The sequence below is a fragment of the Tenacibaculum sp. MAR_2010_89 genome, assembly GCF_900105985.1.
Classification (GTDB): Bacteria; Bacteroidota; Bacteroidia; order Flavobacteriales; family Flavobacteriaceae; genus Polaribacter; species Polaribacter halocynthiae.
The window spans coordinates 951,202-974,510 of the sequence record NZ_FNUB01000005.1 but is presented as its reverse complement, the minus strand read 5'-3'; the positions used below and the strand labels follow the sequence as shown (position 1 = coordinate 974,510).

Annotated in this window: 26 protein-coding genes; 12 read left to right on the top strand and 14 right to left on the bottom strand. The window is 28.7% G+C overall.

Features of this window, described 5'->3' with window-relative positions; all coding sequences use genetic code 11:
- The first annotated feature begins 28 nt into the window (after positions 1-28).
- The 9 genes from BLV71_RS07915 to BLV71_RS18830 all read left to right on the top strand — a co-directional run bounded on the left by BLV71_RS07915 (position 29) and on the right by BLV71_RS18830 (position 8,258).
- Complete coding sequence (locus BLV71_RS07915) at positions 29-1,906, top strand: hypothetical protein (RefSeq protein ID WP_093870023.1); 1,878 nt, start codon at positions 29-31, stop codon at positions 1,904-1,906.
- Positions 1,907-2,052: 146 nt separating this feature from the next.
- The gene (locus BLV71_RS07910; RefSeq protein ID WP_093870022.1) at positions 2,053-2,592 is read left to right on the top strand and encodes an RNA polymerase sigma factor; all 540 of its coding nucleotides are present in this window, start codon (positions 2,053-2,055) and stop codon (positions 2,590-2,592) included.
- A 14-nt stretch (positions 2,593-2,606) separates the two neighbouring features.
- The gene (locus BLV71_RS07905; protein WP_093870021.1) at positions 2,607-3,374 is read left to right on the top strand and encodes a HEAT repeat domain-containing protein; all 768 of its coding nucleotides are present in this window, start codon (positions 2,607-2,609) and stop codon (positions 3,372-3,374) included.
- Positions 3,375-3,392: 18 nt separating this feature from the next.
- On the top strand, positions 3,393-4,211 hold the full coding sequence (locus BLV71_RS07900; RefSeq protein ID WP_093870020.1) for a DUF4097 family beta strand repeat-containing protein: 819 nt from the start codon (positions 3,393-3,395) through the stop codon (positions 4,209-4,211).
- Between the two features lie 43 nt (positions 4,212-4,254).
- Positions 4,255-4,986, top strand: a complete 732-nt coding sequence (locus BLV71_RS07895) for a DUF4097 family beta strand repeat-containing protein (protein ID WP_093870019.1) — start codon at positions 4,255-4,257, stop codon at positions 4,984-4,986.
- A 56-nt stretch (positions 4,987-5,042) separates the two neighbouring features.
- Positions 5,043-6,161, top strand: a complete 1,119-nt coding sequence (locus BLV71_RS07890) for a transglutaminase domain-containing protein (protein ID WP_093870018.1) — start codon at positions 5,043-5,045, stop codon at positions 6,159-6,161.
- A 126-nt stretch (positions 6,162-6,287) separates the two neighbouring features.
- Positions 6,288-6,623, top strand: coding sequence for a YciI family protein (locus BLV71_RS07885; protein WP_255405137.1), 336 nt, complete (start codon positions 6,288-6,290; stop codon positions 6,621-6,623).
- Entirely contained in the window at positions 6,623-7,864 is a 1,242-nt protein-coding gene (locus BLV71_RS07880) for an RNA polymerase sigma factor (protein WP_093870016.1), read from the top strand. Before BLV71_RS07885 ends, BLV71_RS07880 begins: the two co-directional genes overlap by 1 nt.
- Before the next feature lie 235 nt (positions 7,865-8,099).
- Complete coding sequence (locus BLV71_RS18830; RefSeq protein ID WP_255405136.1) at positions 8,100-8,258, top strand: VOC family protein; 159 nt, start codon at positions 8,100-8,102, stop codon at positions 8,256-8,258.
- Here BLV71_RS18830 and BLV71_RS07870 read toward each other — a convergent pair.
- From BLV71_RS07870 to thiL, 14 genes are all read right to left on the bottom strand, one after another.
- A complete protein-coding gene (locus BLV71_RS07870) occupies positions 8,255-8,812 on the bottom strand; it encodes an MOSC domain-containing protein (RefSeq protein WP_093870015.1) in 558 nt (185 codons plus the stop codon). The genes BLV71_RS18830 and BLV71_RS07870 overlap by 4 nt on opposite strands.
- Positions 8,813-8,829: 17 nt before the next feature.
- Entirely contained in the window at positions 8,830-10,323 is a 1,494-nt protein-coding gene (locus BLV71_RS07865; RefSeq protein ID WP_093870014.1) for a GH3 auxin-responsive promoter family protein, read from the bottom strand.
- Positions 10,324-11,187 (bottom strand): M23 family metallopeptidase, encoded by an 864-nt coding sequence (locus BLV71_RS07860; RefSeq protein WP_093870013.1) that lies wholly within the window; start codon positions 11,185-11,187, stop codon positions 10,324-10,326.
- 83 nt (positions 11,188-11,270) lie between these two features.
- Positions 11,271-12,158 (bottom strand): hypothetical protein, encoded by an 888-nt coding sequence (locus BLV71_RS07855; RefSeq protein WP_093870012.1) that lies wholly within the window; start codon positions 12,156-12,158, stop codon positions 11,271-11,273.
- A gap of 70 nt (positions 12,159-12,228) precedes the next feature.
- The gene (locus tag BLV71_RS07850; RefSeq protein WP_093870011.1) at positions 12,229-12,672 is read right to left on the bottom strand and encodes a Spy/CpxP family protein refolding chaperone; all 444 of its coding nucleotides are present in this window, start codon (positions 12,670-12,672) and stop codon (positions 12,229-12,231) included.
- A gap of 56 nt (positions 12,673-12,728) precedes the next feature.
- The gene (locus BLV71_RS07845; protein ID WP_093870010.1) at positions 12,729-13,109 is read right to left on the bottom strand and encodes a hypothetical protein; all 381 of its coding nucleotides are present in this window, start codon (positions 13,107-13,109) and stop codon (positions 12,729-12,731) included.
- A gap of 6 nt (positions 13,110-13,115) precedes the next feature.
- Positions 13,116-13,679: an RNA polymerase sigma factor gene (locus BLV71_RS07840; RefSeq protein WP_093870009.1), complete on the bottom strand. Its 564-nt coding sequence runs from the start codon at positions 13,677-13,679 to the stop codon at positions 13,116-13,118.
- A 118-nt stretch (positions 13,680-13,797) separates the two neighbouring features.
- Positions 13,798-14,643 carry a hypothetical protein gene (locus tag BLV71_RS07835; RefSeq protein ID WP_093870008.1) on the bottom strand — a complete coding sequence of 282 codons (846 nt, stop codon included), beginning with the start codon at positions 14,641-14,643 and terminating at the stop codon, positions 13,798-13,800.
- Between the two features lie 66 nt (positions 14,644-14,709).
- Entirely contained in the window at positions 14,710-15,297 is a 588-nt protein-coding gene (nadD, locus tag BLV71_RS07830) for a nicotinate (nicotinamide) nucleotide adenylyltransferase (protein WP_093870007.1), read from the bottom strand.
- 12 nt (positions 15,298-15,309) lie between these two features.
- A complete protein-coding gene (gene gmk / locus BLV71_RS07825; RefSeq protein ID WP_093870006.1) occupies positions 15,310-15,909 on the bottom strand; it encodes a guanylate kinase in 600 nt (199 codons plus the stop codon).
- A gap of 2 nt (positions 15,910-15,911) precedes the next feature.
- Complete coding sequence (locus BLV71_RS07820; protein WP_093870005.1) at positions 15,912-16,766, bottom strand: YicC/YloC family endoribonuclease; 855 nt, start codon at positions 16,764-16,766, stop codon at positions 15,912-15,914.
- Positions 16,767-16,809: 43 nt separating this feature from the next.
- Complete coding sequence (locus BLV71_RS07815) at positions 16,810-17,709, bottom strand: DMT family transporter (protein WP_093870004.1); 900 nt, start codon at positions 17,707-17,709, stop codon at positions 16,810-16,812.
- 127 nt (positions 17,710-17,836) lie between these two features.
- Complete coding sequence (gene lysM, locus BLV71_RS07810; protein ID WP_093870003.1) at positions 17,837-18,307, bottom strand: peptidoglycan-binding protein LysM; 471 nt, start codon at positions 18,305-18,307, stop codon at positions 17,837-17,839.
- A 237-nt stretch (positions 18,308-18,544) separates the two neighbouring features.
- A complete protein-coding gene (gene thiL, locus BLV71_RS07805; RefSeq protein ID WP_093870002.1) occupies positions 18,545-19,591 on the bottom strand; it encodes a thiamine-phosphate kinase in 1,047 nt (348 codons plus the stop codon).
- Between the two features lie 161 nt (positions 19,592-19,752).
- Here thiL and BLV71_RS07800 point away from each other — a divergent pair, with 161 nt between their 5' ends.
- From BLV71_RS07800 to BLV71_RS07790, 3 genes are read left to right on the top strand one after another with little or no spacing between them, the layout of a single operon-like run.
- The gene (locus BLV71_RS07800; protein ID WP_093870001.1) at positions 19,753-21,216 is read left to right on the top strand and encodes a choice-of-anchor B family protein; all 1,464 of its coding nucleotides are present in this window, start codon (positions 19,753-19,755) and stop codon (positions 21,214-21,216) included.
- 6 nt (positions 21,217-21,222) lie between these two features.
- Positions 21,223-22,548 carry a hypothetical protein gene (locus BLV71_RS07795; RefSeq protein WP_255405135.1) on the top strand — a complete coding sequence of 442 codons (1,326 nt, stop codon included), beginning with the start codon at positions 21,223-21,225 and terminating at the stop codon, positions 22,546-22,548.
- A gap of 4 nt (positions 22,549-22,552) precedes the next feature.
- Positions 22,553-23,308, top strand: a complete 756-nt coding sequence (locus tag BLV71_RS07790) for an MbnP family protein (RefSeq protein WP_093870000.1) — start codon at positions 22,553-22,555, stop codon at positions 23,306-23,308.
- Position 23,309: the final 1 nt, after the last annotated feature.

Below are 23,309 nucleotides of genomic sequence, written 5' to 3'. Positions count from 1 at the left end.
CTTAAAATTATATTCAATAAAATAAACTATGAAAAACTACCTACTACTAATTGCGCTATTTTTAAACAGTCTATGTTTTGGTCAAAACCAACATGGTATAAAAATACAAACTACTCAAAGTGAAAGAAGTCAACAGTGCCAATACTTTTCAAAAATGTTTAGGCAAAAACCTAAAGAAATAAAGTTTGGTATTAAAAGAGAAGGTACGAAACTATATTTTGAAATAAATAACAAAAAGTGGTTTACACAACTTTTTAAACAAACAGGTGATGGTATAGCTGTAGATATTGTACCAAAAACAAGATATGAATGTAATGAAGATGTAAAGCCACAACAAGTAAGAGGTCTTTTATTAAAACCTGTATATGCAAAACAGTTACGAAGAAGTTTAAAGCCCTATCAAAAAAGGTATAGAGTATATGTAGGACAAATACCCAAACCGCTTGCAAAAGATGAATTAGAATTTAATATTTTGTTTTTAGCAAATAGAACATTATGCGAATATTACTATATATACAATTTACAATCATACCCATGGGATTTACTAGATATGGGAGTATATTTAGACTCATTAGTGTACAAAACAAAAAGCATAACTACTCAAAAAGATAAATTTGTAAAAAAATATAAAACGCTAAAATTCACTATCCCTTTCAAAAAAAATAAAGCCACTTATTTACCTGAAGATATTAAACCTTTATATGACTCTTTACAACTAACAGATTTTAACATTAAAAAAATTAATATTAGAGCTTATGCATCAGTTGAAGGAAGTTTAAAAAGAAATACTGAACTACAAAATCAACGTGCTAGTAGTATTGCAAAAGCACTACAGTCCTTTCAAAAACCTCATATCCAAACAGAAGTTAAAACCTCAGAAAATTGGGTAGAGTTTTTAAATGACATTGAAGAAACTGCTTATACTGATTTTACAGATTTATCAAAAAAAGAAATAAAAAAGAAATTAGTAGGTAAAGTAGCTACTGATTTAGAGCCTTATTTAAAAAATCATCGAAAAGCGGTACTTACTTTAGAACTCGATAAAATTGATAAATATAAAGACATGCCAATCACTAAATTGGTAACGCTTTTTAATGAAAACATTGTTAATAACGATATACAACAAGCAATAAACATTCAAAATACTATTATAGGAAAGTTAGCTGAAAGATATTCTCCAGAAGTTTTAACTAAAATGGAAATTCCTAGGCAAAAAAAATACATCACCCTACTTACCAAAAATAGTATGGTTAAGTATTTAAACAATATTAGTCAAACATTAATTGTTACTCATGAATTAGAGCAATTAGAAAAAATAGCACCAAAAAACAAAAGAATAAAATACAATTTAGCTGTTTTAAAGTTTGTTATTTGGAGAAACAATGCAAAGTCATTCAATGAAAATAATTTTAAAAAGGAAATTTTCAACTTAAAAAAACATGGCATTAATCAAAAATTAATAGACCGAATGCTTGTAAACTTTCATATAGTAAAAGCAGAAAAAGAAATGAGGAAAAGAGACTATGCTAAAAAAGATGTTTCTGTAAAGTATATTTTAAACAACTATAAAAAGTTTCCTCTTTCAAACTATGACTACTTGAGTTTAGCTCAATTTTTAACTCATTATGCCAATATAGATAGTGCTATTGAACTATTAGATAAAAAAGCTAGAAGTATTACCATAGATGAAGATTTACTATTTTATTATTTAAATTTAACGATCATAAATACAGCATATACTGAAACGACTGAATACAGAACTATCATGCTAAATGCCATTAACATGAATAAAGATCGTTTTTGTAAACTTTTTAATCCTTCACTAGAAGGTGGTGTTACCTTTCAGTTGCTTGAAGACAAATACTTACGCAAAGCATACTGTGAAAGCTGTAATACAACTAAATAACTTTAAGTAAAACTTAACTTTAATCAACTATAATTTAAAACTCACCCAATGGTGAGTTTTTTTATTCTTTAATTTTTTTTCACCCTAAGTGTAACCTTTTTGTAAATTGATGGTTTTAAAGATAGAAACTAACCAAAACTAACACATTGAAAAACTTAACAGACGAAGAACTTATGTTACTAGTTGCCAATGGAGACCTAGAAAAGCTATCCATCATTTTTGATAGATATCATCTTCGCATCTATAATTTTTTCAAGAAAATGTTACGTGATAAAACGATTAGTGAAGATTTAACACAAGAAGTATTTATAAAAATATTAAAATATAAATCATCTTATAAAAGTGGAAATTTTGCGTCTTGGATATTTACAATAGCAAGAAATATTTTTACAAGTCACTATCAAAAAAACAAAAAAGAAAGAGCCAATATTATTAATGATGATTTAATAAGCTCGAATAAAGAAATAGCTTCAGAAGGAAATAAAGAAGCAATTGAGCATTTACAAAAATCATTACAACAGTTGAGTGTTTCTGATAGAGAATTAATTGTAATGCATAGATATCAGGGAATAAATTACGAACAAATTGCTGAGATTTTAGGAAGTTCAGCAGGAGCTATAAAAGTCAAAACACATAGGGCTTTAAAGAAATTAAAAAACATGTATTTTCAAACTATAGAAGGTTGATAAAAAAACATATTATGAATTGTAACGACGTACAAAATCAACTTATTGATTATATAGATAATAAACTCTCAAAAGAAGAGCATTTAAAAATAGAAACTCATATAAGAGTTTGTGATAATTGTACTAATGAATTAAAAAAATTAGAAGATATTCTTTTAATTATATCTAATGATGAAATAGAAAAACCTGGTGAAACATTAAAATTGAACTTTGAAAACTTTTTAGCTAAAGAAATCAAAGAGGCAAACACTAAAGTTATTTCATTAAAGTCTAAACCAGATTGGAAATCGTATATAAAAATTGCTGCAAGTATTTTAATAGTTTTAAGTGCTTTTTTAATTGGTAGGCAGTCTAATCAACAAAAAACATCAATTGCTAGTCAGCAAAAAACACAACAGAAACAACAGTTTTTTGCTTTATTAGATAACCAATCGGCTAGTAAACGAATTTTAGGAGTAACAAATTCAAAAAAGTTTTCGGAAAATAATACAGAAATAATTGAAGCCATAGTTAATAAGCTATTCTATGATAAAAATGTTAATGTGCGATTAGCTGCAGCAGAAGCACTTTCAAAATTTTCATCATTAGAACTTGTGAAAACAGCTTTAATTAAAGCATTGCAAACAGAAAAAGAAGCCATTATTCAAATTGAATTAATTCAAATTTTAGCTAAAATACAAGAAAAAAGAGCGCTCGAACCCATGAAAAAACTACTAGAAAACGAAGAAACACCAAATTATGTTAAACAAGAACTACAATACAACATACCAAGTTTATTGTAATTAAAATTATAAAACATCATGAAAAAAATAGTCCTATTATTATTATTTATTGGAAGCACTGCTTTTTCTCAAGGCAAAGAACACAAACATTCTTTACAAGGAGTAAAAAAAGTACATATTTTATCAAACACTACAATTAAAGTTATAGCAACGAATACAAATTCATTACTATTAAAAAATCACAGTAATCATTCTGACAATCAATGTGAAGAAGATAATGATCGTGAACACTCAAATAACAAACATCATCAAAAGAAAAAAGATAAAAGAAAAGGATTAACCGCTATTTACCCAGGAGGTAAAGACAACACTAATGGGTTTGGTTTTTCTATAACAAAAGAAGGAAGCACCTTAATTGTTAAAGATTTAAAATCTCGTTTCCAACGACATGGAATTCAGCTTGAGCTTCCAAAAAACATTAATCTTTTTGTAGATTCAGGTAACCTAGGAAGCATTCATATTGAAGGGTTTTCTTCTGAAATTGAAGCTGACTCAAACGTTGGTCAAATAAACATGAAAAATGTTACTGGACCTATTACTGCCCACTCTAGTACAGGAGCAATTAATATCGATTTTAGTAAAGTAAATCAATCATCTCCTATTAGTATAAGTTCATCTGTTGGTGAAATTGACATTGCTATTCCTGCTTCAACAAAAGCAGATTTAGAAATAAAAACTAACAAAACAGTGTATACCAACTTTGATATTAACATTCCTACAAAAGAAGGTTTAAAAAATGTAAGTGGTAGAAAAAGAATTGTAAGCACCATTAATAATGGTGGTGTGCAAATTAAATTAAGATCATCAATGGGAGACATCTATCTTAGAAAAAAATAGTCTCTTAAAAAACTAATTCACACGTAATTTAAAATCTAAAAAAATGAAAAGTTTATTCTTATTCATAGGATTACTATTGCCTTTTAGTAACCTAACCGCTCAAAAAAAAGCAGTAACAAAACAAAATTCTAACTCTATTGAAGAAGTGTATGTAAATACCAAATTTGCTAACACTATAGAAGTTCAAAATTGGAATAAAAATGAAATCTCAGTAGTTGCTAACGTTAATATAAACGACAATAAAGACAATGACTACTTTAAATTTGAAACCAAAAAAACGGGAGCTATTTATAATGTAAAATCTGATTTTGGAAACTTATTTAAAAAACATAAAAAAGGAGTTACTATAACTCACAGTGGTAAAGGTTGTAACAGTTACAATTTTTGTTCTAACCATAATAATATAGTTATTAATTATGTTATTTATGTACCTAAAAAAATGACTTTAAAAGTTAAAAGTATTTCAGGTGATGTAGCCGTTTCTTCATATCAAGGGAAATTAACGCTAGATTTAGTTAGCGGTAATATTGATATAAAAAAACACTCAGAAAACATGTATTTAAAAACTGTTAGTGGTGATATTGATGTTGCTGTAGCTGATGCTACTTTTGAAGCAAGAACATTAACTGGTACTGTGTACTCAGATTTAGATATTGACTTTAATCAAAAAAGCAAAAGATCATCTCGTAATAAAATTCAAGGAACCATAAAAAACGGTACTGCTTATTTAAAATTAAAAACCGTTAGTGGAGATATTCTGTTAAGAAAAATTTAAATAAGGCAACCTTATAAGTATATTTATAGTCTATAAAATAAACACAATATATAACTATGAAAAAACTATTTTTAGTACTTATTTTAACAGGCTTATTTATTTCTTGTAAAGAATCAAAAACATACAACAATCATCCAGTAATAAATGCATCAACTGTAAATACTAGCTTTAAAATTGCAGAAAACTGGTATAACGGAAGATGGTCTATTGCTCCACAAGTAAAGCATGATACTTTGAAAATACAATGCCTTTCCAATCCTGAAAAGTTCGTTTTCAAAACAGACATGGATAGCATTTCTTTTGATGTTTTTGAAGGGAAATCGTATGATTTTTATGTACACTTAAATGATTCTATATATGCACATACAATAATTAAAGGGACTTCTTTTTCGAGGGAAGAAATAAAACATAACATTACTTCTAAAAATGACAGTCTCTTTATTTTGTATGAAAACAACAAAGAAAATCAATATCTAACAAAACTTGCTTCAAAATACCCTATCCAAAACTTAATCGATCAAAAATCTAACGACACTGAAAAAATCGTGAAAATTTTAGATTGGACAAATGCTAGATGGAAACATAGCGGAAATAACTCACCAAGTAAATCAGACCCAATTACTATTTTAGATGAAGCTAAAGCTGGAGGTAGATTTCCTTGCTTTGCCTATGCAATCGTACTAAAAGCCCAATTAGAAAATGCAGGTTTTAAGGCTAGAACTATTTATTTAAAAACTAAAGATGTAGAAACAAGAAAATCTTCTCCCGGACATGTAGCTACTGAGGTTTTTATTAATGATATACAAAAATGGGCATTTGTAGATGGTCAGTTCAATGTTATGCCTGCTTTAAATAATATTCCTTTAAATGCTGTTGAGTTTCAAAATGCATTAACTAATAACTATGAAAACCTAGAGCTAACTAGCTTAAAAGAAGTATCAAAAAGATCATATACTGAGTTTGTATATGATTATTTATACTATTTAGATACTAGCCTAGATCATCGAAACTTAATTGGAACTGACATTAATCAACAGAAAATAAATGATAAAACAACCCTAATGCTAGTACCAACTGAAGCTCCTAATCCAAGGAAAATTGATTTTTGGAGTTCTAAAATCAATTATTGTATCTATACAAACTCTTTAAAAGATTTTTACGCCAAACCACATTAAAATTATTTAGTTAAATTAGTATTCATAATTTAATTTTGAAATAAAATTAAAAAAAGTGTCCTTTTTTATTTTTGGAAAACGTCTTACTAATACAAAACTTTAAAACTTTAAATGATGAAAAAATTTATGATGCTTTTTGTTGGAACTGAATACACTGATCTTGGACTTTCTCCAGAAGAAATACAAAATCGCATGGAAAAATGGTTTGCATGGAGCGAGAAAATGGAAAAGGCTGGTATCTTACGTGGTGGAGAAGCTTTAACATCACAAATAAGACGTATTGTTGGACAAAATAGAACAGTTACAGATTTAACTTCAGCTGAAGTTAAAGAAATTGTAGGGGGTTATTATTTAGTTGAAGCTAGTGATTTTGATTCAGTACAAGAAATTGCGCAAGATTTCCCTGATTACGACTTAGGAAACACGGTAGAAATTCGTGAAATTATGGTATTTGACAGTTAATGGATTCTAAACTCATAGATCATCTTTTCCGCCATCATAGCGGGAAGATGGTTGCTGTTTTAACTCGAATTTTTGGATTATCTAATCTTGAAATTATAGAAGATGCTGTTCAAGATACTTTTTTAAAAACAAGTACAAGTTGGCGTAATCAGCAACCTGATAATCCTGAAGCATGGTTAACTCATGCTGCAAAAAATAGAGTTTTAGATTTATTTAGAAAATTAAAAGCTGAAAAGAAATATATCCCGGAAATTAAAAATGGTATTGAAGCTATTTCCATCAATGACCTTTTTTTAGATACTGAAATTGAGGATGCTCAATTACGAATGATTTTCACTGCTTGTCATCCAAGTTTAAATGCAAAAGATAGAATTTCATTTGCCTTAAAAACCATTTCTGGATTTAGTATAAAAGAAATAGCCTCTGCTTTATTGACTAAAGAAGAAACCATAAAAAAAAGATTATTAAGGGCTAAACAAAACATTCAGAAAACAAACTTACAATTCAAAATACCAACTGGAAATCAATTACCTATTAGAATTGAAAGTGTTCTAGAAATTTTATACCTCATCTTTAATGAAGGATTTCATTCTAATAAAAAAGAAATTTTAATCCAAAAAGAATTGTGCGGTGAAGCTATGCGTTTATGTAAAATGTTATTAAAAAATAAGCACACAAATATTTCTGCTAGTTATGCATTGTTTGCTTTAATGTGTTTTCATGCCGCTCGCTTAGATGCAAAAATAAATACTGAAAACGAATTACTCGATTTAAAAACTCAAGATAGAAACAAATGGTCTTTTCCTTTAATACAATTAGGAAATGCAATGATGAATAAAGCTGTAGAAAACGATGAATTTTCTTGTTATCATTATGAAGCTGCTATAATAGCTGAACATATTAAAGCACCTAACTTTGAGCAAACAAATTGGAATAAAATATTACAATGGTATCAACACTTATATAAACTACAACCAACTACTTCACATTTATTAAGTATGGCTGTAGTGTGTTTACAAAGTAAAAACTATATTAAAGCGAATTACTATTTTGATAAAATTACTCCTCTTGATTTAGGGCAACGCTCTTATTTATATTTTGGAGCCAAAGCCGAGTTCTTTTATCAAACTGGAAAAATTAAAGAAGCTATAAAATATATTGATATTTCTTTAAAAAATGTAAATAATTCATTAGAAAAAGAATACCTACTAAAAAAGAGAAAAGTAATGTATAACCTTTAGTTTTTAGTTCTATCTTTCACTGAAATTACATTGACTAAAACTATAGTAAATGAATACCAACAATCACATAAATTATATAGAATTTACAGCTAGTAATCTTGAAAAGATAAAAACATTTTACACCAATACTTTTGAGTGATTTTTTACCGATTATGGCCCTAACTATGTTGCTTTTTCAAATAGTGGTGTAGAAGGAGGGTTTGAAAAATCTGAAAAAAAAATAAAAAATGGGGTATTGGTCGTATTATATCATAAAGACTTAGAAAGCATTCAAAATTTAATTGTCAAATTTGAAGGAAAAATAACTAAAAATATTTTCTCATTTCCTGGTGGAAGAAGATTTCATTTTACTGATCCTTCTGGAAATGAGCTCGCTGTTTGGTCAGATAATTAAGATTTATTTTTAGTTCTTTTTTCATTATATACCTCAGCAATAGTTTTAGCGTCAGTACATGATTTTATCTGTATAAACTGATCTCCAGATTTTACAAAACCAGTTTCTAAAACTTTAAAATAAATTCCTGAATAATTCTGTTGCCAAAATTGCTTTACAATTTTCATATTATTAAAACGAACTCCAAGTTTCATACATGGCTCTCTTGGCTTAGTTACTTCTAATATTGCCTCCCCTACTTTATAAGTATCTCCTACATGAATCTTAGTTTCATCTAAATCGTCAATTGTTAAATTTTCACCAAACATTCCATGTTGCCATTCCAAATCTGGATAAAATTCTTTCCAATACTCATAATGTTTTTGAGAATACCCATATACAGCTTGATCTACTCCTCCATGGCTTTCTCTATTACAAATAGCATCTCCTTTTATTTCTTCAACATCTAAATAAATAGCTTTTTCAACAGGAAATTTAAAAATACCAGTAGTAATCGTTTTTCCTTTCCAATCTACTTCTTTACGTTCTCCTATACTTGTAGCTATTATTTTCATTCTTTATTTATTTATAATTAAAGCAGAAAATCATTTAAAACATCTGCAATTTTACGATTATCTGACAACTGAGGTATTTTATTCTGTCCTCCAAATTTACCTATAGATTTCATGTACTCATGAAATCCGCCTTTTTTTACTTTTCTAATAACTAGTGGACGTAATATTTTTCCCTCAATTAGATCTTGATAATATATATTTTGTGCTTGCATAGAAGCATCAATCTTTAAAGATAATTCTTCAATATTGTTTGGTTCATTTTCAAATTCAATAAACCATTCATGATAAGGTAAGCCGTCCTCAGGGTTTACTTGCGGTGCTACCGTAAATTCACTAACATTTATATCGGTACCAATAATAGCTTCATTTAATGCTTTTTCTACTTCCTTTCCTATAACATGTTCTCCAAAAGCAGAAATAAAATGCTTAATACGTCCAGTTACCTTAATTCTATAAGGTTTTAGTGACGTAAACTCTACTGTATCTCCAATATTATACCCCCATAAACCGGCAGAAGTATTTAAAATGATTACATAATTAACTCCAATTTTTACATCTTTTAATGATATTCTTGTTGGACTATCTTCAAAAAATTCAGTGGCTGGAATAAATTCATAAAAAATTCCTGAATTTAACTGTAATAACATTCCTTTTTCCGTTTGAGAATCTTGATACGCTATAAATCCTTCTGATGCTGGGTACAACTCTACATAATCTATTTTCTTTCCTATAAGCGCTTCAAATTTATTCTTATACGGTTCAAAATTCACTCCCCCATACACGAAAAAATTAAAATTCGGAAATATCTCAGAAATTGTTTTTCCTGTTTTATCAATTAGTTTTTCAAAATACATTTGAACCCATGATGGAATCCCACTAATTACCGTCATATCTTCCGGTAATGTTTCTTCAACAACTTTATCTACTTTTGTATCCCAATCTTCAATACAATTTGTTTCCCAACTTGGTAAACGATTTTTCAACAAATAATTTGGCACATAATGTGCTGCTATACCACTTAAACGCCCCAATTTTACACCATTTTTATCTTCCAACACAGGGCTTCCCTGAAGAAATATCATTTTTCCATTAACAAAACTAGCATCTTTAGTTTCTGCTATATAAAATAACAATGCGTTACGTGCTGCCTTAATATGAGTTGGCATTGACTCTTTAGTTATAGGAATATACTTGGCTCCAGATGTTGTTCCAGATGTTTTTGCAAAATAAATAGGTTTACCTTTCCAAAGTACATTCTCTTCTCCTTCTACAATTCTATCAACATAACTTCGTAAACCTTCATAATCATTTACAGGCACACGTTTTTTAAAATCTTCATAAGTATTAATAGATATAAAATCATGATCTTTTCCAAAAGCCGTTTTACACCCTTCAGTTATTAAGTACTCAAATACTTTTTCTTGAGTTTGATGCGGATTATTAGCCCATTTATAAACTCGTTTTCTTACTTGCTTAGCAAAAGGTATTGCTAATTTTGATTTAATACTCATTTACTGAAAATCTATATAATTTATTGGATTTACTGGGTACCCATTATTCCATAACTCAAAATGTAAATGCGGTCCTGTAGATAACTCACCTGTTGAACCTACATTTGCTATTACCTCACCTGATTTTACTATTTCTCCCTGTTCTTTTAACAATGTTCCATTGTGTTTATAAACAGAAATAAACTTATTAGTATGCTGTAACATAATTACATAACCAGTTTCAGCAGTCCACTCTGCTAAAATAACTGTACCATCAGCAATTGCCATAACAGGAGTACCAGTTTGAGCAACAATATCAACAGCAAAATGTTTTTCGTTAACATCAAATTCTTGAGACATGTTTCCTTTTAATGGAGAAAAGAATACGTTTTTTGCTCTATTTAAACCTCCTTCGGTTAAAGGAAATCTATCTTTACTTTCTACTTTTTCTCTAAAAACTGAATCTTTTTTAGTAGGCTGTAATAGTTTCTCATCTAAAACTACTCCCATTCCATCACTTATAATAGAGTCTATTTTTTCTGGTTCTATTTCTCCTGTTAAAACTGGCTTAATAGCTCTTGTATAATTCTCTAAAACTGTTAATTTTTGTTTTAATGAATCTGCCTTATAAATTAAACGGGTTGCTTTCTTTTTTAATGATGTTGAAGAATATCCCGGTATATATTCTCTTAATGAAGTAAAAGCTATTATTAGTGTTGTTAACATCACTAATAATATTGAAAACAAACCACCAAAAACAAATACATTTAATCTTGATAATTTTAAAGAAAATCGCTCTTGAAAAGTATCTTCATTTAAAATAACCAATCTGTATTTGTCTGTTAGCTTCTGTTTTAACTTTCCTTTTTTATGTTTTTTGGCCACAGTTAAGTAATATAGTAAGTTTGGATTTCAAATATACAACGAAAATTTTTCAATTCTTTTCTTACAGAAGTATTAAAATTTTGTTATAATCCTAATAAATATGCTACAGAAAACATAAATGTTCCTGTAGTTTTAAGGTTAGATTCTCCTTCTAAAGCTGATGGAAGATTTAAAATATACCCTGCTTCAAAATCAAATCCGGCATAGGAATATTGAAGAGGTAATAAAAACTGTGCATTCAATAACCCAAATTCATTGTTTTGTTTATACACAGTAAAAACTCGATCTCTAAAAGTAAAAGTTTGCGCTAATTGAATTGTTTGTTGAGCTACAATAAGTCGTAATTCTGGTCTAAATTTTAATTCATTTTTCTTTCCTTTCGTTAATGAAATTTCACCATAACTAGACGATACTATTTGAATAGAACTCTCACTTCCAAATAATAAACTTGTAGCTAATTCAGTTCCTAAAGTTCTTGATTTATTGTCTAACTCTAAACTAAAATTTATTGCGTTCTTCAAAGGATTGTTGCTTGGTTCACTAAAAAAATACCTATCATAATAAGTTGACCACCTAAATTGTTTATTCTTACCAAATCGTTTCCCATAACCAACTGTTATTGAAGTATAATCCCATTTAGGTTCTAATTCATTATAATAAACACCAAAAATTCCTGCAAAATACCCTTTCGAATGAATATAGTTTATTTGAGGAGTTATAGAAAATTGGTCTATTCCAATATCTCTTCCAGAAAAATATGTTTTGTTATTATAATTAATTGAAAAATGTAAAAAATCTAAATTTTCAGATAATTTAAATAAGTCTTCAATAGTTTCATCATTAAATAAACTATCTAAGATTTCATCTTCTTCTGTTATTACATCTACTTCATTACTTTCATTTTGTTTTTCTTGAGCATATGATGCTATAACACTAAATAGTAACAAAAATTTTAAGCATAGTTTTTTCATGATAATTTAAAAATACAAAAAGTGGTTGAACTTTCAACCACTAAAATAAAACAAGTTTAAAAAAATCTTATCAATTCCTTATTCTTCTTCTTTTCTCTCTATTTAAATTTTTTTTTATATTTTTTCTAACCATTTTCTTTTTATTCCCAACCCTTCGCTTTAATTGTTGTCGTTGCTTTGGTGTTAATGTTGCTCTAAACTTAGCTTTTACATTTTTTACACTCACATTATTTTGCTTTATAATTCTTTTTTGGAAAGAAGTAAGTGTATTTTTTAAAGCTATCTGTCTTTCTACTTTTGTTAAAGAACTATTTTTTAATATTGTTAATTGTTCTTGTGAAAGTGTTTCCTTAAACGCTTTCCTATGTTTTTTTATTAATTTTTTTTGAGTCTTTAATAACTCTTTTTGCTCTTCTGAAAGGTTTAACTCTCCTTGTAAATCTTGAGAATACACTTTAAACACACTTAAAAAAAGTGATATTAAAATAATTCCTATAACTTTCAAACTTCTCATCTTTTATCTTATTAAACTCTATTCTTTAGACCCTTATATTCTAAAAAAGTTGTAATCTATTCTACAAAAACTTCTTTTGTAAGTAATTCTTCATTTACATATTCATCTAACAAATCATCAATATCAGATTCTTCTTCTATAATAGATGCTATTAAAATGTCATTCTCTAATTCATAGCCTACATTATCAAAAGGATTATATACAGCCAAAACAAATAATAATGCTATTACTGCAGCTGCAGACCAAATGTACATTTTCTTAGAAAGAAAAATGATTTTTCCTTTTTTATTTTGACCAATAGTTTCACTAAGTATTGAGTTTTTTGATTTTTCAAAATAACCGTCTGGCACACTTAGTCCTAAATCTTTTTTATGTATTTTTTCTGAATTCACATCTAATGTATTTCGATAGATAAAGTTATCACTTTGTACGCTCATTACAAACTATGCTTTAATTTTTTCTATATATTCAATAGTAGTAATGTTTTTTTCTATGTGTTTTACAACTGCATAATAATGCGTTTTAATTGTACTCTCACTAATTTTCAAAAGCTTAGATATTTCCCTAAACTTTAAATTATCATAATATTTCATCTGAAAAACTCTTTTTTGGTTTTCAGTTAATACACTTAATATTTCATGTAATTTTATTTGAGCTTGTTCCCCATCAAAAAACACATCACTTTTTAAATTACTTAAAAAAGCATCATCTACTTCCTGTAATGATGAAAAGCTTTTCTTTTTTTCTTTCTCTAAAAACCGAATAGATTCATTATAAGCTATTCTATACATCCAAGTGTGCAAAGAACTTTCTTGTTTAAATTTTGACAAACTTTTATACACTCTTATAAAAGTATTTTGCAGAACATCATCTGCATTTTCATGAGTCCCTACTATTTTCCTTATATGCCAATACAATCTTTCCTGATACAAATCTAATAATTTTGTAAAAGCCCTATCTCTATACTTTTTACTTGATAGTTCTTTTATAAAGTTAGCTTCATTCATAGTACTTATAGAATAGTGTTGATTGTTAGACCCTTTAAAAGGAAAAAAGTTTTAATAAAATAGTTAATTTATTTTAAAAAGCCAAATTAAGTATCTCAATTTGGCTTTTAAACTGCTGCTATTTACGTTTTCTATTTTTCAACGTTATTTCTTTAACCCTTCCAGCTTCATCAGTAATTGTTGCTAAATTATCACAAGAACCATCACCAAAATCCAATACATATTTGCTAGTCCCTTTAGTTAATTCAACTACACCACTAACAATATATTTACATGCATATTCTCTTCTTAAGCTAGTTGTTATTTGTGCTTTTTTAGCATCACCATTTTTATTAACTGACTCCCAAAAACCTGAAATTAAAAACACATCATCTCCCCTATCTTTTGTATCAGCACCTGCTATTTTTTCTTTTACTTTTTCTCCTTTTTTAACAATAGTTTCTCCTGACTCTAATGTAATTGTAATATCAACGGTATGCGTTCTCTCAGGATTACCATTTGTATTTTCTTTTACTTTGGTTGCCGACATTCCTCCTTCAATAGCATTTCCATTAACTGAGAAGTTTTCAAATGATACGGTTTTAGAAAATGAATCATTTTCACGAACATATTCTATAATAATTTTCCCAGCAAAAACTCGCCCTTTTTTCCCTTCACAACCAGCTCCAAAATCTAAAGTTACTATTTTACCGTTTGTGGTATTTTCAACAGTTCTTTCTAAACAAGATGGATGATTACTAGTTGTTGTTCCTCTTGACGCTAACTCACTTTCTACAGAATCATCTTCAATAACATCATCGACATCTGATGATATATCATCTGCTAAAACAACTTTTAATGCTTCTTCGGTTGTTAAATCATTATTTAATAGTTCTTCATTACTATTTGACTCACATGAAGTGAATACTAAAAGTCCTAAAAATGCAAGGTAACATAAATTTCTTTTTACAAATCTTAAAGTCATAATTACTAATTTTTAATGTTAATCAGTTCTTTGACCTAAGAAGTTTTAAAAAGTTTTAAAAAAAGTTTATTTTTTATAAAAATTCATCTCATCAATATACTTCCATACTTCATTAGAAAGGAGTGGACGTACTGATTTATCTAGCTTTATAGCATTTCGAATCATTGTAGAAGAAATTTGAACAATTGGAGCTTCTACTCTATTAATTTTTATGTGATTATCAAACTGAGTCTCAATAATCCCTTCTGATATTCTAGGATAAACATAAACACTATAATCATCTAAAATAGCTTCATAATTTTTCCATTTATGGAAACTTTTTAAGTTATCCTCTCCCATTATAATACTAAATGAGTATGTTGGAAATTTATCAGAAATATGAGTTAAAGTGTTAATTGTATAATTAGGTTGAGGCAAACTAAATTCAATATCAGACGGTTTAATATTATCATACTCTTTAGTTGCCAAGTACACCATTTCTAAACGATGGTGGTTATCTAAAAGTGAACTTTTTTTCTTAAAAGGATTATGAGGTGTTACCACCATCCATATTTCATCAAGGTCAGAGTTTTCAACCATATGGTTTGCTATAACCAAATGCCCCATGTGTATAGGGTTGAATGTTCCGAAATACAATCCTACTTTTTTACTCATAAAATAAGTATATTAATGCTTAGTAGTTTTTTTTAAACCTAAAAACTCATCTACTAAATCTTCAGCATCTTGTAATGCTACTTCTAAATCGTAGTTTTTTATAATTTTATCAAACTGAGGTGCAGTTGCTAGTTCTACAGAAGCTTTTGCTACACGCATGTTAATTTTATCTTCACTTTCTTCACCTCTATTTTTTAAACGTCTAATAAGCTCATTAATATCTGGTGGTTTTACAAACACAGCTAATGTTTGTTCTGGAAATTTTTCTTTTATACGAAGTCCTCCTACAACATCTATATCAAAAATAACATGCTTTCCTTTTGCCCAAATACGTTCTACCTCTGTTTTTAGTGTTCCATAAAAGTTATCTCTATATACTTCTTCCCACTCTAAAAACTCTTCACTTTTAATTTTTTGTTTAAAATCTGCTAATGAAATGTAATAATAATCTACTCCATCTTTCTCATTACTTCTAGGTTCACGAGAGGTTGCTGAAATAGAAAATTCTAAATTAAACCTATCTTGAGCCAATAAATGACGTACAATTGTTGTTTTTCCTGATCCTGAAGGTGCTGAAAACACAAATAATTTACCTTGAAAATCTTTCACCATTTTTATAATACGTTTAAAATTTGCTCTTTAATTTTTTCTAACTCATCTTTCATTTGGATCACAATTTTTTGAATTGGTGCAAAATTAGCTTTAGATCCTGTTGTATTTATTTCTCTTCCAATTTCTTGAACAATAAAACCTAATTTTTTTCCATTAGAGTCAGCAGTAGCTAATTGTTGTAAAAAATAATCTAAATGATTTGCTAAACGCACTTTTTCTTCATTGATATCTAGCTTCTCTAAATAATAAATAAGTTCTTGTTCAAAACGATTTTCATCAACCTCTACCTTCAAATCAGTTAACGCTTTTTGTAATCTTTCTTTTACATGATCTATTCTATCACCATCTAGCTTTTTAACTTCTTCTAAAGCAGTTTTTATATTTTCAATTCTTTGTTGAAAATCTTCTTCTAATGATTTTGCTTCGTCTTTTCTATATTGAACAATTTCTTTTACAGCAACTTCAATATGAGTTTCTATTTGTTTCCATTCTTCAACATCTAATTCTTCTCTTTCAGTTTTTAATGCATCTGGCATTTTTATTGCCATTTGTAACAACTCTACATCATCACTTGAACCTGTTTGAACAATATTTCTTAATTGCTCCATATACTCTTTAACAACTCCTTTATTTACAGCTGTTGAAGTTTCATCAGCAGTCATTTCTACATAAATTGAAAAATCTACCTTTCCTCTAACCAAACTACTAGCTAACTTTTTTCTTACCGTTAACTCTTTTTCTTTGTAGTAAGATGGAATACGAGTATTTAAGTCTAAATTTTTACTGTTAAGCGATTTTATTTCAATAGTTACTTTCTTGGTAGGTAACTGCAATACGGATTTACCGTATCCTGTCATAGACTGTATCATATTTTCAATTTAATGAAGTGCAAAGATACACTTATTTATTAGTAGTTTTTGGCACTTGTTTTGTTACTAAAGCAACCCCTAAAAATATAAGTAACGTTGCTATTACTTTTACAACATTTAGGCTATCACTTCCTCTAAACAAAGCAAACATTGTAGCTAATACTGGCTGTAAATATATAAACACACTTACTGTTGTTGGTTTTAATGTTGTTAATGCAAAAAGGTTAAATAAATAAGTAATACAAGTTGAAAAAAATACAACATACCCAATTTTTAAATAAACTGATGTATCCATTGTATTAAAATCAATATTCATTAACTCAGTAAATCCGAAAGGCAATACCATTATAAAACCGAAGAGGTACAACCACCTAACAAAAATTATCGGATTGTATTTATTAATTAGTTTTTTTACTAGCACTAAGTACAAACCGTAAGAAGCTGCATTTATAAACACTAAAAAGTTACCTAAAACCACATTACTTCCATGTTTACTAGATGTATTTCCATAAATTATTAGAATAACTGCTCCTATTAACCCTATAATAACTCCTAGTATTTTTATAGGTACTATCTTTTCTTTTATTAATATGGAAGAAAAAATTAGAACCAATATTGGCGCGGTTACCATTATTGCTGAAGCACTAATAGGCGTTGTATAACTTAACCCTTTAAAAAAAGTTAACATATTTAAACAAACACCAAAAAAAGCTGCAACGGCTATTCTTTTATAATCTTCACGCTCAATTTTCTGTTGTTTAATAAACAAACTTGTTATCCAGAAAAAAATAGCTGCTCCTCCTATTCTTACTACTATAAAACCGTAAGGTAAAATATGTTTTGGCATTACCTCTTTAGCTATAGTAAAAGTTATTCCATAAATTAAAGCAGTTATAGAGAGGGCTATTAAGGCTAAAGTTCTACCATTCATACGTAAAAATATAAAGTGCAAAATTGAGAATAAAATTCAACTTTCCACTTCTTTTTCATCTAAAATAACTTCAAAAAAAAAGCACTACATAATGTAGTGCTTTTTCCTTTGGTTGATTAACTTTTGATTAGTCCACTAAAGGTGGTATTCTTAACACTTGTCCAGGGTAAATTTTATCTGGATGTGATAACATTGGCTTGTTTGCTTCAAAGATAACTGGGTATTTCATAGCGTTTCCGTAAAATGTTTTCGCTATTTTCCCTAAAGTGTCACCACTAACAACAGTATGAAACTGTGCCATATCCTCTTCCTTAATCTCTTCAACTTCAGCAACAGTCATATTATCTTCAACAGATGCAATACCTTCAGTATTACCAACTACTAAAACTACTTTTTCTTTAGTTGCTAAATCAGCAGCTTCACCGTTTATTGTTGCTTTATCATCGTCAATATCTACTGATAAATCAGTTACAGATAATTCTAAAGCGTTAACAGCATCTACTAATTTCGAAGCTTTTTCAGCAGCTTCCTCTTCTGTTGTTTTTCCGATTCCAAAAACTTTAGCTCCGGCATTCTTAATAAATGAAAAAATTCCCATTCTTTTTTTGATTTTTTGTTAATTAATACTCATTTTCGTTTGACTAATATACAATTTTTATACCAAAAAAATAAAATTAAAGAATTCATATCTATCTACAACTATATAACAAATAAATCAACTTTTGATAGTTATATAAGTTCTTATCAAAACAACTAAATAAGTTTTCTTTTTAATTTAATCATTTCAAAAAATCAATGCATAAAAAAAAGCCGTTAAAAACGACTTCTTATTTTTTTATCCTTTAAACGAATTCCAACCTTGAGCTTTTAATTCTATTTCTTGGTTTGCTCTTGTTACCAAATTCATACCTTGATTCTCCTCTGTAATATGACCTATAACACTTAAATTAGGATTCCCTTTTATTTTATCATAATCATCTATTGAAATTGTAAATAACAACTCATAATCTTCTCCACCACTTAGAGCTACCATAGTTGCATCAATTTCAAACTCTTCGCAAGTAGAAATTACTTGAGGGTCTAAAGGTAATTTCTCTTCATATAATTTACATCCCGTTTTGCTTTGCGTACAAATATGCATTATTTCAGAAGATAGCCCGTCTGAAATATCAATCATAGATGTTGGTTTAACATCTAATTCTTTTAATAATTCAGGAATATCTTTACGAGCTTCTGGTTTTAATTGCCTTTCAATAATGTAGGTATAATTATCTAAATCAGGTTGATTCTCTGGATTTACTTGAAATACTTGTTTTTCTCTTTCTAAAACTTGTAATCCTAAATACGCACCACCTAAATCACCTGAAACAACTACTAAATCAGTAGGTTTTGCTCCACTTCTATAAATTACATCTTCCTTATTAGCCTTACCTATTGCTGTTATTGAAAGTAACATTCCTTTTGTAGATGGAGTTGTATCTCCTCCAATTAAATCAATATTGTAAGTATTACATGCTAATTGAATTCCAGCATATAATTCTTCTAAAGCTTCCAATGGAAACCTATTTGATATAGCTATAGATACAGTTATTTGCTCAGCTTCAGCATTCATTGCATATACATCAGATAAGTTAACCATTACTGCTTTGTATCCTAAATGCTTTAAAGGCATGTAACTTAAATCAAAATGAACTCCTTCGATTAATAAGTCAGTAGTTACTATTGTTTGTTTTTCAGATGAATCTATTACAGCTGCATCATCTCCAACACTTTTAATTGTTGTTTTATGATATGATGAAAAGTGTTTTGTTAAATGTTTTATTAAGCCAAACTCACCTAGTTCAGACAACGACGTTTTTTCTTGATTTTTATCTTCTAACATCTTGCAAAGATACTACTAGGAATGTAAACTAAACAAGAATTATACAACATCCTTTTTTAAGGTTTAATTTTTCTCTTAGGGTGTTTACTTACTTAATTGTTAAACTTATACACATAATCTTTATATATTTCATAAATTTGTCTTAATCCAAAAATTATATCATGATAAGAAAAATACTTTTTTTACTTTCTTCTATTATATTTTTTACAAGTGTTTCCTTCTCGCAAACACCTTGTTCTAGTGGAAAAGCTGGCGATTACCCTTGTAAGGGTTTTGATTTACTATCAAACATACCTGTATCAACTTTGGCTAACAGTAATAAAAGTGTTAATGGAAATGACCCGGACGGAAGTGATATTTGGGGATGGACAGATTCTACTACAAACAAAGAATATGCTATTGCAGCAATGACCAATAGTACTGCTTTTGTTGACGTTACTGACCCTGTTAATCCTATTTTTTTAGGAAGATTAGATTCAAATGCGAACAGTCATTACTGGAGAGATGTTAAAATATACAATAACCATGCTTTTATTGTTGCTGATAATGTTGGTAATCATGGAATGCAGGTTTTTGATTTAACTAAATTAAGAAACGTTACTACACCACAAAATTTTACCGCCGATAAAATTTATACTGGAGTAGGTAGTTGTCATAACATTGTTATTAATGAAGCAACAGCTGTTGCTTATTTAGTAGGATGCAAAAGCACTAATGGTGGTGGACCAATTTTTGTAGATATTTCAGACCCTAAAAACCCTAAAGATTTAGGTAATTATACTGCAGACGGATATTCTCATGATGCTCAAGTTGTAACCTACAATGGACCAGACACACCATATAAAGGAAAAGAAATTTACATAGGTAGTAACGAAAATGAAGTGGTTATTTTAGATGTTACTGATAAAGCAAATGTGAAAAAAATTTCAAATATAGACTACCCACAAATTGGATATACTCATCAAGGTTGGTTTACTGATGATCACCGATTTTTTATTCTTGGTGATGAAACTGACGAAAAAGATCTTGGTATGAACACTAGAACTTTAATTTTTGATCTTCAAGATTTGGATGCTCCAAAATTATCTTCAACCTATCTTGGAGCTTCAAAAGCTATTGACCATAACGGATACGTTAAAGGAAATGAATTTTATATGGCTAGCTATAGAGCTGGATTAAGAGTTTTTGATATTACCAATATAGCAGCTTCAACAAACTCAATGACTGAAACAGGATACTTTGACACCTATCCTGCTGATGATAATACAGCTTTTGACGGTGCTTGGAGCGTATACCCTTATTTTGCTAGTGGTAATATTATTATCAATGACATTAATAGAGGGCTTTTTGTTATTCGAAAAAGTGGAACGCTTTCTTCAAGTTCTGAAAACTTAAAAGAAAGTAGTTTTTCAATAAATCCAAACCCAACTAATACCTCTCCTATAATTACTGCTCAAAACAACACTATAAAATCAATTGAAGTATACAGTATTTTAGGAAAAAAAATATTTTCTAAGAAAAATATTAATCAAACAAAATTCGTCCTACCTATAAATCAAAATGCAAAAGGCATTTATCTTGTTAAAATAAACGGTAGAACATCAAAAAAACTAATTCTTAAATAACTGTAATTGGTAAAAAACATTTTTAAATATATTTTACTCTTCTTAGTTCTTCTAGGTTGTACTAAAGAAGGTATTACATTTAAATCTACTTCTTTTTTAGAACAATTAGATTTTGTAAAAACTATAGGAGGTTCTAAAAATGAAGTAGCAAAATCTGTAATTAAAACACCAGATGGAGGATATGCTATTTTAGGATACACTCAAAGTAACGACATAGATTTCTCTCAGAAAAACAATACCAGTTTTGATTATACTGTTCTTAAATTTTCTTCAGATGATAAATTAGAATGGAAAAAAACATATGGGGGATCTAATGATGATAGAGGTGAAAAAATCATTTCTACTTCCGATGGAGGATATGCTATTTTAGGCTACACCAAAAGCAATGATATAGACATTACTAATAATGCTGGAGACAGAGATTTTTGGCTAGTAAAACTTAATCCAACTGGAACTATCATATGGCAAAAAACATTTGGATATATTGGTAAAGATATTGGCACTACTCTTATTGAAACTGATGATAATGGTTTTTTAATTGCTGGTGAATTAGACGTCACTTCTTCAGGAGGTTTAGGAAACTCTAAATCTTCTGCTATTCAACATGCTGGTGGTGACATGTGGGCTTTAAAGTTAAATAGTCTTGGTGCTATAGAATGGAGCAAATATTATGGCGGAACTTTTACTGATACACCACATGGAATAGTAAAAACAGATGATGGGTACATTATAGCTGGAATTTCTGACAGTAGTGATGTTGATATCACAAACAATAAAGGTTCTTATGACTTTTGGGTTATTAAAATTAACAAAAAAGGAAAACTTCTTTGGAATAAAAACTTTGGAGGTACAGAAATTGATGAAGCTAAAGCCATTGTTTCTACCAATGATAATAATTTTTTAATTGTTGGAAATACAAGAAGTACCGACAAGGATGTTACAAATAATAAAGGAGGAGCAGATCTTTGGGTTATTAAAATTAACTCAAATGGAGGTTTAGTATGGCAAAAGAATTTTGGTGGGAACAACTTTGATGTTGGAAATTCTATTAAAAAAATGAGCGATGGAAATTACTTACTTTCTGGTAGTTCAAGAAGCGCAGACAATGGTATTACTAATAAAGGACAAAACGATGCTTGGATTTTAAAAATCTCTACTGATGGAAGCTTATTATGGCAAAAAACAATTGGAGGTACAGAAATAGATTTTTGCTATGATGTAGTTGAACTCAATAACGGAACTATTGTTGGAGTTGGAGAAAGCTCTAGTAACAATAATGATATAACAAACAACAAAGGTTTTTCTGACCTACTTATAATAAAATACAAATAAACCAATGAAAAATTACGCTATACTATTTTTATCTTTATTCCTTTTTTCTTGTAGTTCTGATAATGACGAACCAATTAAGGAAGTTTCTGTTGACCTTAAATTTACTCATAATTGGGGGGGAACTGATGTAACCAAAAGTGATTTTAATAAAATAGAATTCGAAAATTCAAAAGGCGTTAAACAAAGCATAGAACGTTTACGCTATTTGATTTCTAGAATTACACTTACTGATGGAAATAAAAAAGAAATTAATTTTGATGGATATAAGCTAGTAGATTTGGATGACTCTAACAACTTAACACATGCATTATCACAAAAAATATCTGAAGGAACCTATAATCTTTCTTTTACTTTTGGTTTTAATACTGAAGATAATAAAGATGGTGTATATAAAGATTTAAACACTGCTTCTTGGGAAGTTCCTGCTATGCTAAATGGTGGTTATCACTTTATGCAACTTGACGGGAAGTATTCAGATAAAGATGGAAATCCTCAACCATATAACTTTCATGCAATTCAAGCTTACGATCAAACAACAAAAGAAAGTAAAGACACCTTTTTTGTTGTTGAACTTGGTACTGTATCTATAAAAAACAATGCTACTATTACTATTAACATGGACATATCTCAATGGTTTAAAGTTCCAAATGAATGGGATTTAAATATTTTAAACGTAATGTTAATGGGTAATTTCGAAGCTCAAAAACAGATATCTGACAACGGTCGAAATGTATTTAGTTTAGGAGGAGTTAGTCAATAAA

Excerpts from the sequence above, each read along its gene's own strand:
- BLV71_RS07915 (WP_093870023.1), top strand. The coding sequence starts at position 29 with ATGAAAAACTACCTACTACTAATTGCGCTATTTTTAAACAGTCTATGT.
- BLV71_RS07905 (WP_093870021.1), top strand. The coding sequence starts at position 2,607 with ATGAATTGTAACGACGTACAAAATCAACTTATTGATTATATAGATAAT.
- BLV71_RS07900 (WP_093870020.1), top strand. The coding sequence starts at position 3,393 with ATGAAAAAAATAGTCCTATTATTATTATTTATTGGAAGCACTGCTTTT.
- BLV71_RS07895 (WP_093870019.1), top strand. The coding sequence starts at position 4,255 with ATGAAAAGTTTATTCTTATTCATAGGATTACTATTGCCTTTTAGTAAC.
- BLV71_RS07890 (WP_093870018.1), top strand. The coding sequence starts at position 5,043 with ATGAAAAAACTATTTTTAGTACTTATTTTAACAGGCTTATTTATTTCT.
- BLV71_RS07885 (WP_255405137.1), top strand. The coding sequence starts at position 6,288 with ATGATGCTTTTTGTTGGAACTGAATACACTGATCTTGGACTTTCTCCA.
- BLV71_RS07880 (WP_093870016.1), top strand. The coding sequence starts at position 6,623 with ATGGATTCTAAACTCATAGATCATCTTTTCCGCCATCATAGCGGGAAG.
- BLV71_RS07870 (WP_093870015.1), bottom strand. The coding sequence starts at position 8,812 with ATGAAAATAATAGCTACAAGTATAGGAGAACGTAAAGAAGTAGATTGG.
- BLV71_RS07865 (WP_093870014.1), bottom strand. The coding sequence starts at position 10,323 with ATGAGTATTAAATCAAAATTAGCAATACCTTTTGCTAAGCAAGTAAGA.
- BLV71_RS07855 (WP_093870012.1), bottom strand. The coding sequence starts at position 12,158 with ATGAAAAAACTATGCTTAAAATTTTTGTTACTATTTAGTGTTATAGCA.
- BLV71_RS07850 (WP_093870011.1), bottom strand. The coding sequence starts at position 12,672 with ATGAGAAGTTTGAAAGTTATAGGAATTATTTTAATATCACTTTTTTTA.
- BLV71_RS07845 (WP_093870010.1), bottom strand. The coding sequence starts at position 13,109 with ATGAGCGTACAAAGTGATAACTTTATCTATCGAAATACATTAGATGTG.
- BLV71_RS07840 (WP_093870009.1), bottom strand. The coding sequence starts at position 13,679 with ATGAATGAAGCTAACTTTATAAAAGAACTATCAAGTAAAAAGTATAGA.
- BLV71_RS07835 (WP_093870008.1), bottom strand. The coding sequence starts at position 14,643 with ATGACTTTAAGATTTGTAAAAAGAAATTTATGTTACCTTGCATTTTTA.
- nadD (WP_093870007.1), bottom strand. The coding sequence starts at position 15,297 with ATGAGTAAAAAAGTAGGATTGTATTTCGGAACATTCAACCCTATACAC.
- gmk (WP_093870006.1), bottom strand. The coding sequence starts at position 15,909 with ATGGTGAAAGATTTTCAAGGTAAATTATTTGTGTTTTCAGCACCTTCA.
- BLV71_RS07820 (WP_093870005.1), bottom strand. The coding sequence starts at position 16,766 with ATGACAGGATACGGTAAATCCGTATTGCAGTTACCTACCAAGAAAGTA.
- BLV71_RS07815 (WP_093870004.1), bottom strand. The coding sequence starts at position 17,709 with ATGAATGGTAGAACTTTAGCCTTAATAGCCCTCTCTATAACTGCTTTA.
- lysM (WP_093870003.1), bottom strand. The coding sequence starts at position 18,307 with ATGGGAATTTTTTCATTTATTAAGAATGCCGGAGCTAAAGTTTTTGGA.
- thiL (WP_093870002.1), bottom strand. The coding sequence starts at position 19,591 with ATGTTAGAAGATAAAAATCAAGAAAAAACGTCGTTGTCTGAACTAGGT.
- BLV71_RS07800 (WP_093870001.1), top strand. The coding sequence starts at position 19,753 with ATGATAAGAAAAATACTTTTTTTACTTTCTTCTATTATATTTTTTACA.
- BLV71_RS07790 (WP_093870000.1), top strand. The coding sequence starts at position 22,553 with ATGAAAAATTACGCTATACTATTTTTATCTTTATTCCTTTTTTCTTGT.